Raw genomic sequence first — 9,968 nt, forward strand, 5'->3', positions numbered from 1 at the left:
TCCAACAAAGCGCCTCAACCCTTTGTTTGGACCAAGACCGCCGATCAGATCCTGGAGAAAATCGCCCGCTACGCCTCCGGCACTCTCCAGGCTCATACATGAAAAGAACTATCGCGAATTCACTGACTCAGGACACTAGCCTGGATCCGACAATAAATCTCGATAGAAAACACGCGCGAGCGCGTCAGCCGTGGCTAGGTGCAGCCCGAGTGAGCCAGACAGTGAAAAGAAACGTACTTACATTTTGTAAGCTCAAGACACCCTCCGTTCATCATTCATTTCGCGTGCATATTTTGCCATTGCCTCGAATGGAATTTCCATTCGTTCCGGCTTCCAATATTCGCCGGCCTCGAGAACGCTTTTGTGAATTGCGATATCGACGTTCATCTGAAATTGAACTGATAGTCTCTTTGCAACAAAGTTCCGAATCGAAAAATCATTGGTTGCGGAGCCAATCGGATTATTTCCGATGTCCTCCCATTTTTTCACTGCTGCCGCGCTGACACCGAAATGATCACCAAAGATGCTCATGCTCTCGCTCAGGCAGTGCCTGAGAAGCCGAATTTCCTTTCCTGTTAAAAATGCTGGCTTTACCAACACCAAGCGGGCGATCGGAACGGAAAGTTACATCGCGTCTTCCATTGCCATCAAAAAAGTTCTTAACGAATCCTCTGTCGGCGTTCAAAATTCTTTATGAAACCTTGCAGGGTGTAGTCCGCGTCTTGAACCTCATTACATTTAAGGGTGTAACGACCCCGCTAAAATGTATATGTAATCGTAGTCGATGCGGTCCCTGAACTGACGATTACCGTGTCGACAACGGACTCGGCCCCTCCGGGAATAAAGAAGGAGATGGAACCGTTCGTATCCGTCGTCGGCGAACCGCTATCGGAATAGCCATCCGTTCCGGACACGCTATACGACACACCACATCCGGAGAGGGCCGGGAAAATCGTCGCGGTCACGGTGACGCCCTGACCCGGGGCGGGATCCGTCGGACTTGGGTTGGCGAACACGCCCGAAATATTCCCGCACGTGGCGCCCTCCGGCGTTTCCGGCGCATCGGTCGTACTGGTTTCGTCGATAGCGTCCTTGACCTCGGCGCCCTCCGCGCCCGCGGCGATACATTTGACGCTGATGTGCGCGCCGGTTTCCCCGACGGTGATGGTTTTCACAATGGGCGCACAGCCGGGGATGTTGATCGTCACTTTCCCGGTTCCCTGAGGCAGGGACGTCGAGGCGATCGCGTTTGTCGAGCTTCCCGCCAGCGCGGCCTCGCGCGACGAGAAGTTACAGGTCTGAAGCTCGCCCGATGCCGCCCGAAGGCGATTCGAACTCGGCGCCGTGCACCAGTCCCAGACCAGCCCGACCACAACGCCGACACCGATCGTGACTCCGGTCGCGGCGACGACGCCGATCGAAATCGGCGCCGCCGCGATGGCCAATCCGGTGACGACGGCCGCGCCGCCGCCCACCGTGGCCGAAACGCCCGTACGGAAAGCCGCCGCCGTAAGCTCCTTTTTCGCTTGATTCATGCAGTCGTTCGCTTCGTCCTCTTTCCCCGCATCCAGAAGTTCCTTGCACGTCTTCCCTCGCGCGTTCCCCTGTTCGATGAGCTGGCCGATCTGGATCGCAAGCTGCGGATCCGCCGTGCCCTGAGCCCGGATCAGCGGCCGGGAACTCGATTCAATCCCGGCGTCCGAGAGATAATTCTCTCGATTTTGGACATACTGTTCGTACCCGTCCTTAAATTGTTGAGAAGCCGCCAGGTATTCGTTGAGCTGTGTGAAAAGCTCATCTCCGGAAGCGGCCGACGGATCAAAGTTCTGGAACGCCTGTTCCTTCTCGACGAAATCGAATGTCGTCGTACTCATTTGGTCTACGCTTTCGGCGACGCTGCCGGCGCCGTCTCCGCTGCTGCAGCCGGCCCCTGAAAGGCCCAGGCCCAGGATGAGACCATAAGAGATGAATTGTCGCGTATTCATTTGAGTTCTCCTTTTCTCCACAGGTGTTCGGACAGCATTGTTCATGAAATTCAACATCGTTTCAATGTCTTTCCGCTTCGGATTGCTTTACGGGTCGGTCTGAAGGTTGGTGATACGGAGGTTCCCGTCGGAATTACGAACCTACATGGAGGTCGGGTCTTGGCGGTGGCGGAAACGCCATGCGAAACCGGGTAAAGGGTTTATGTCCCCCAATTTCGTAAACTTAAGGTTACACTTTAAGATCCATCGGACGCCGTAAAACCGAAGGAATCACTCCGTGGGATTCCGCGCGGCGTTTCCCTATAATAGTAGTATGGAAATGGGCCCGGGTGCGACGACGTAAGGGCTCCGTTTTCAAAAACGAGATGAGTACCCGTTGGTTGAAGCAGTGTTTACCCTCGTTGTGTGCATTCGCATGCGCGCTGACTATCTTTCCATCAATATCCTCCGCCCAATTCACCGACGTCACAACTAAAACCGAGCCGTGGTCTTCTGGGAACTCCAGAATTAAAGACATTCAGTATTCCAGCGGAAGCGGTCTCTGGGTCTTCGGAGGAGTGAGCGGCGCGTTGGTCACAACGACTGACATGGCGAATTTCTCCAATCGATCGAAAAACATCGCTACCGGAGGACAAGACATCAATTCCTTTGCGACCGATGGAACGATATGGGCTTTCGGGTTGAGCACCAATTCCCTTTCTCCGAAACTGAAAACCACAACCGATTTCGTGAATTTCACCGACCGAACCAGCGCGCTCGATATCGGACCCTACCTAATATATTCACTTAAGCGAGGTGGATCCATTTGGGCGATAGGCGCGGAGATCGGCAAACTCAAAACCACGACGAATTTCGAGAATTTTACAGATCGGACGTCCGATCTGAATTTCACTTCCACTGTGGGCGCCATCGGAACAGACGGCACCACGTGGGCATTTGGCGGGTCGGCCGGCAAATTCAAAACCACCACGGATTTCGTTACTTTTTCGGACCTGACCGCGACGATCAGCATGGGAGGCGTGGCTATTCAGTCGATTGAGTTTAACGGGACAACGTGGGCGATCGGCGGGGAGAACGGCAAACTCAAAACCACGGCCAACCTGGCCAATTATACGGACCGAACATCGTCCCTCAACATCGGATCACCGACTCCGGTCAGTGCCATTGCAACGGACGGCACGACATGGGCATTCGGCGGCCAAAACAAGCTCAAAACCAGCATAAATTTTACGAACTATACCGATCGGACATCGGCAGTGAACCTCGGCTCGTCGACATCGTTGTATGCCATTGAAGTGGGTGGAACGACCTGGGCGATCGGCGCAACGGATGGAATTCTTAAGACCACCACGAATTTCGTAAACTTCACGCAGCAAATTCGCACTTCGTTTGGGGGGACGATGTACTCCGCCGAGACGAACGGGACCACATGGGCCGTGGGAGGTAACGGCGGCGAGCTCCACATAACAACCGACCTTGCGACCTTCAGCGATCGAACATCCGCCCTAAACGTGGGGGGAGCGACTCGAGTCACATCGATCAAACAGAATTCCGGAACGTGGGCGTTTGGAGGCTGGGTCACCGGTTCCAACCTATCCCAATTGAGAACAACCACGGATTTTACCAATTTCACCGATCGGACTTCGAATCTTAATTTCCCAGGAATTCCCAATTACGTGGACTCGATCGCCGCGTCGGCGGTAACGAATACGGGAACCAAGACATCCGGCGCCGATACGGGGAGTTTCGCCGGCGGCTCGCAAGGCCGGGACGGCGCAAACGGCTTGTACGCCACAACCACGAGCGGCGGTATCACGCACGACTACAAGACCTTCAGCTTCGGCCTCTCGTCCGAGACAGTGCGAGGAATCGAAGTCGCCTTGACAGGGAGTTTCACGGGAGGAAACCCAACAACCTCGGTGGGACCGACAAATCCGACGGCTCATGACACCACCTTAAGCAATTGGGCCGCTACAGGGAGCGCCTACACGAGCAACGGTTCCTACGCCACTGTTACGCCCGGCGATGTTGCGTATTTTAAAACATTTGGATTTTCCATTCCCAGCGATTCCGAGATTACCGGCATCGTGGTGAGCGCCGAAGGGAACAAATTATCCGGGGGAGCGGATATCGGTCTGAGCGGAGACCTATCAAGTACCGGGTGCTCGGGAGCATTTACGACCGTCGCGTACCAAACGACAGCCTGGACAAATCCCGTAGGTCCACCGGACGTTACAAAATCACTCCCCAGCAGTGGGAGCACAACGGATCTCTGGGGACGATCGGCGAGCGGATGGGCCCCCTCCGACTTCAATAACGGGAACCTCTGTGTGAAATTGACCGGCGTCAAAATCAATACCGGCTCGGGTCCCACCGGTCAGATCGATGCGGTCTCGGTCGCGGTGTACTACCAGCAGAAAAACGCTCGTTTTCAGGCACAGTTGTTTCACAATTCAAGCGCCGGGTTATCGGCGGCAAGAACATCGTCTCTCTTAAGCAAGGGAAATTCGACGTCGGTGCTGGGCGGGGCCACCGATCTTTGGGACCGAAACTGGTCCGCGACCAATGATCTCGGGAGTGCGTTCTACGTTCGATTGACTTCCGTCCTCGACAGCGGGACGGCCCCCACTTGGCAACTTGATAACATCACCGTCACGGTTTACTACGACGGCTCGACCCCTATTTGGTCGGTGGGAGGAAGCGGTCTTAAAACCACAACCAATTTCGTCAATTTCACGGATCGATCCTCCAATATCAATATGAACGGCGGGCTTGTACTCTCATCGGACACGGATGGCTCGGTTTGGGCATTTGGCCTCGACGGGTATGCATCCTCGCCGTTAGTGTCCCTAAAAACGACGACCGACTTCGTAAATTTTACCAATCGAACATCCGCGGCAGGCCTATCACAAATCTTTTCAATGCGACAAGGCACGGCCCGAACCCAGTCCGCCTCGACGCTCCCGACGGCTTCCGGAACAGGAACTTTCTCCACGCCGAATAACGCGTGGGACGGGATCGACAATACGTACGCCACAACGACCACAGCGGGCGCAACGCAGGAATACACTACATTTAGTAGCTTTGGGCTTCCTCAGTTGCAAACAATTCGCGGCATTTCCGTTCAACTGGAAGCCAGTTACTCAGGGGGCGTTTCTCCCGTACCGCAATTCAAGGTGGAACTCTGGCACAACTCGACCGGCGCATGGAGCGCGCAGAGTCGAAATACGTCAACATTGGCGACGACGGATGCAAACTACACGGTGGGGAGCGCCGGGGAAATGTGGGGGGAGACCAGCTGGGATGCGACGGCCGACCTCGGTTCCGCATTTAAGGTCCGCGTCACTTCTGTACTGAACAGTGGGAGCGCGCCCACGTGGCGTCTCGACACAATCAGCGTGACCGTCCACTACGATGGATCGACCGCCGTCTGGGCGTTGGGTGCGGATGTAGGAGGATTGAAAACCACGACCGATTTTGTGAACTTCACGGATCGAACTTCGGCGGCGGATTTAAGTAATTTCGATGTGACCGAGATTTCATTCAGCCAAGGGGTTTGGGCGATCGGAACCGAAGGAAGCCCTGGAATCAGCGGGCAGTTTAAGACGACGGTCGACTTTGAAACATTCCAGGATCGGACATCGGACCTTTCCTTCGGACTCGGAACATCGATTATGGCCTTAACATCCGTAAGCGAAACCTTTTTGATCGGAGGCAATCTCCATCAGCTCACGACCAACGGAAGCAATCCCCTCGCCGTCACGCTCGCGTCGTTCGACGCGCGGGGGTACGACGCGGAAGTGTGGGTAAATTGGCAGACCGGGAGCGAGATCGACAATGTGGGGTTCAATTTGTATCGTGCCGCCGAGGGGGAAGGGTCGTGGACATTGCTCACGCCCAGACCGATTCAAGGCCTCAACACCACGGACATCGGCGGAAAGTATCTCTATCGGGACACGGATGTCGAAAACGACCAAACGTACTTCTACTATTTGGAAGACATCGACCTCTTTACCGGCGGAACGCTGCATGGCCCCGTGTCGGCTCGGCCGATGGCGTCTTTAGGGCCGCCTCGGGAGCTCTCTTCGGCCGAACAAAGTACGTACGCCGCCATCGTCTTTCCGACGACGAGACTCTCGGCTCCTCTCTCGTCCCGACCTTCTTCTCCTCCCACCGACGGCTTGCTTCATGCCTCGGTGGTCAGTTTGTCCGGGAACCAAGCCACGATCGAGCTTTGGATTCCGGAAGGAACGTATGTCGATTCACGCTTTTCAATTTCTGGATTTGGTCAATTGGAGCTTCCCAACCGACCGATCGTTCCCTATCGAGGCGTAATCCTCGGCATTCCTTGTCGAGAGATCGCGTCGTCGTCCATCCAAACGCTGGAAGAAGAGACCTATTCTCCCATTTCCTTGGCCATCGGAGAGGCGGCGGAACTCCAAGACGCCGAGGGGAATATTGTTTCGACGTCCGATGTTCCCTCGCTCTGGAGTCAACCGGGGGGCTCTTCGGGCCCTTATCCGTCCCAGTACCTCCACGTCGGCGCCCCTCGATGCGTGGGAGAGAGCGGCCACGTGACGTTCAATCTGACGCCGATTCGCTATACCTCGCCGACGCTCGTTCAAGCCCGGCATCTTCGCGTTTATTTGACGCTGGGAGCTTCGCTCAAATCGGATCTTTCGGGCTCTCTTTCTCCCGTTCAGGATTCGCTCGCCCAAGATTCCTTCAGCGTAAAGCTCTCGATTGCCAAGAGCGGGATTTATAGCGTTCCAGCCTCCGAGCTTTCTTCCGTCGGCTGGAATCCGATGTGGATACGGCGGGAAGAGATCCGGCTCTATCGCGCCGGAGTTTTGGTTCCGATTCATTGGATCGGCGCAGAAAGCGGCCCGATCGGAGAGGACGGAATCCTGGAGTTCTACGGTTCGTACGATGAGCGTCGCCACGCTCCGGAGAGTGTCTATTGGCTCTCGATTCGACCCCAAGACGTTCCTCCCACCGGTCACGTGGATGGCTCGCCGAAGGTTTCCGATGCTGAGGCGGCGCTCTGGACCCGCTCTCACGCCGAAGTCAATCGTCTCTATGCTCCCGCTTTTCGCGGAACTCCTTCTTCGGACCGCTTTTTCTGGCAGGCGATTTACTGGATTCCCGCGACCGCGACCCGGCCGGTCACGGCGATTCATCCGAGTGTCGCCGTCTCGCTTTCGTCCATTTCTTCCTCGGGAAGCGACGCGCTTCTTCGTTACACCGTCCAGACCGCGAGCGATGATTTACAAAAAAGCCCCGATCATCACCTCCGAGCCTATGTAAACGACACTCTCCTCGATGAATTCACGGCCGACGGATTTCAATCCATTACGAGAGAGCTCTCCGTTCCTCCCTCCTCGCTTCTAGAGGGGACCAATACGTTCTACGTTGAAGAGGTCGGAGATGTGAGTCCTCTCTTAGCCCGGACGTATCTCAACTGGGTCGAAGTCGACTACGAGCGTCTCCCTTCCTGGGACGGATCGGGAGAGGTAAACGTCTGGGTGAATGAAACCGGGACGGCCTATCTCTGGGGACTCCCTCCTTCGAGCTCCATCGCACTCTGGGATTCCGCCGATCCCGCCCAACGGCTCTCCAATTTCTCCGTCGATGAGAACGGGAATCTTTCCTTCCGAGCGCTCCTGGGCCATCGCTATACGCTTTCCTTGGCCCCCGCCTCGGTCTCGCATCTGTGGAACAACCTCCGCTCCCGTCTCCGAGAGTTCTCTCCCACCGAGACGCTTTATATTGCGTACAAAGATTTCCTCCCCGCCGCGAATCGCCTCGCCGCGTATCGGAGGAATCAAGGGCGGTCGGTCACCGTCGTCGATGTGGAAGATGTCTACGACGAGTATGGGGATGGCTCGCCTTCCGATGACGCGATCACCGCTTTTGTTCAAGACTGGAAGCAGAGATTCGGGAACGATTTCTCTCTTCTCCTCTGGGGAGATGCTTCGTTCGATCCGCACAACTACCTAAATCAAGGATTTGCCGATTACGTTCCCACCCACCTGGAGTTCTTACAATACTCCGAGACCGCCTCCGATCCTCTGCTCGCTTACGGAAGCGAAGAGATCGATGGCCGGATTCGAGTGGGGAGAGTGCCGGCTCGCACCCTCCTCGACGCTCAGACGTTGGTCGACAAGATCCTCTCGTACGAATCCACGAGCCCCGATCAAGAGTGGCTCAAAAAAATCACGTTTGTTTCGGATCAGCCGACACAAGCCTGGGAGCAGGTCTTTGAAACGTTCAGTCGGGATCTTGCCCAATCGCTCCCCGCTCCGTTTGAAGGGAGGGTCGAGCTCTCCGGTCCGGAGGTCAAGGAACACATTGAGGCGTATTTGAACGAGGGAACGCTTTTCATGAACTTCTTCGGCCATGGCGCTTACGCGTTCTGGGGAAGGAATCAGGCGCTGACGATCGACGATCTCCCCGCTCTCACCAATGCGAACCAATTAACCACGATCACGGCGCTCAACTGCTTAAACGGCTACTTTATCGATCCCAGAGCCACCGCCCTTTCCGAGGCGATGCTTCTAAAACCGGAGGGAGGAGCCGTGGCGTATCTTTCGAGCTCCGGCTTAAACGAAGTCGGACCCTTAAAGCTCTTCGGTGAAAACTTCTATCGAATCGCCACGAATGAAAATCCCGCTTCCTTGGGCTGGGCGATGGCCAAAGACGCAGAACAACTCGTCGGCGTGGACCACACCCCGCAGCTCCTCTCCACCATGCATCTCTTCGGCGACCCGGACTTACGACTCCCGGGAATCTCTCCTGCTATTTCTTCCAACCCCTCCACCGTCGATCTCTCCACGACCGGAGAGGGGCCCACCAGCGCTGCGCTGGGAACTTCCCCCACTTCGGCCGAGGAAGCCACACCCACCGTCGGGTGTAAAAGCACCCAAGCCACACCCGTGGATCTCCTCTTCGCATTCACCGCGGCACTCCTCCTCCGGCGCCGAAAGCGACTAGCTTTTCTTCAACGAGCACGCCCAAAAGGGAAAGAAAGAATTAGTGCGTTCCAGGAATCCGATAAATGCACTGAATGTGGATAAATTTTTGATCGTGAGACATCTCGACTTCGTTGGGATTCTCATAGGTGAGGTGAACGTTCTCGATTACGCGCGGAGGTTCTTGTTCACCCGGTTTGAGCGACGGCCCGCTCGCTGGTCTTACCTCCCGCTCGATCTTCGCCAACCGCCATTCGGCCGTTTTGAGGCGCAAGACTTCCGGGTGGAGGGCGATGTCGCACCGGCTACTTTGGAGGATTTCCGCAAATTCCCGGGGTGTTGTGCCCACTTGGACCACTCCGTCGCCGGGATCGAATGCTCGCGCACTTGGAACTGGCGCGCTGCATATGGCAAACGCCGCCAAAACCGAAAAAATGATTCTCATGATAAACCCCCTGCCAATGACACGAAGCATACATGTCCCTTTGAACTCCGCAACCTCGGCGAATCCGCGGGGCTTGTGACCACCGGTGCGGCGGCTCCGGAGGCCTTGACCTCCCCGGCGGCTTCTTTGTAGAAAAGAAGGATCAATATGGCGATTAAGGTCCTGATCCCCACGCCACTTCGCGTCTATACGCAAGATCGCGATTCGGTCGAAGTGGGTGGGAAAAATATCGACGAGGTCCTCCTGGGCCTGGCGGAGAGATATCCCGAGCTCACGAAGCACTTGATGAACGACAAGGGAGAGCTCCGGCGTTTCGTTAACGTTTATCTCGACGACGAAGATGTCCGGTACAATCGAAGCAAAGATGCCCGCCGCGAAGAAGCTCTCGATTCTCATCCCGGTCTATAACGAACGCCATACCATCCGGCGCGTGGTCGAGGCCGCGGCCAACGCGCCGCTCCCCCCGGGGGTCGACCGCGAGCTGATCGTGATCGACGACGGATCCGTCGACGGAACCGAAGCCGTATTGCATACGATCCCCCGGGGAATCTCCTACCATTTGTTCCG

Annotated in this window: 5 protein-coding genes; 2 read left to right on the plus strand and 3 right to left on the minus strand. The window is 56.1% G+C overall.

Going from position 1 to position 9,968, the window contains the following annotated elements:
* Positions 1 to 252 precede the first annotated feature (252 nt).
* Positions 253 to 600: a hypothetical protein gene (locus tag VI895_09500; protein ID HLG20031.1), complete on the minus strand. Its 348-nt coding sequence runs from the start codon at positions 598 to 600 to the stop codon at positions 253 to 255.
* A 158-nt stretch (positions 601 to 758) separates the two neighbouring features.
* Positions 759 to 1,985 carry a hypothetical protein gene (locus tag VI895_09505; protein HLG20032.1) on the minus strand — a complete coding sequence of 409 codons (1,227 nt, stop codon included), beginning with the start codon at positions 1,983 to 1,985 and terminating at the stop codon, positions 759 to 761.
* 557 nt (positions 1,986 to 2,542) lie between these two features.
* Here VI895_09505 and VI895_09510 point away from each other — a divergent pair.
* A complete protein-coding gene (locus VI895_09510) occupies positions 2,543 to 9,061 on the plus strand; it encodes a C25 family cysteine peptidase (GenBank protein ID HLG20033.1) in 6,519 nt (2,172 codons plus the stop codon).
* Here the strand turns inward: VI895_09510 and VI895_09515 are convergent.
* Entirely contained in the window at positions 9,018 to 9,401 is a 384-nt protein-coding gene (locus VI895_09515; GenBank protein ID HLG20034.1) for a hypothetical protein, read from the minus strand. The genes VI895_09510 and VI895_09515 overlap by 44 nt on opposite strands.
* Before the next feature lie 147 nt (positions 9,402 to 9,548).
* Here VI895_09515 and VI895_09520 point away from each other — a divergent pair, with 147 nt between their 5' ends.
* Positions 9,549 to 9,809 carry a MoaD/ThiS family protein gene (locus VI895_09520; protein ID HLG20035.1) on the plus strand — a complete coding sequence of 87 codons (261 nt, stop codon included), beginning with the start codon at positions 9,549 to 9,551 and terminating at the stop codon, positions 9,807 to 9,809.
* The last annotated feature ends 159 nt before the right edge of the window (positions 9,810 to 9,968 follow it).

The organism is Bdellovibrionota bacterium, from assembly GCA_035292885.1.
In the GTDB taxonomy this organism is placed as follows: Bacteria; Bdellovibrionota_G; JALEGL01; order JALEGL01; family DATDPG01; genus DATDPG01.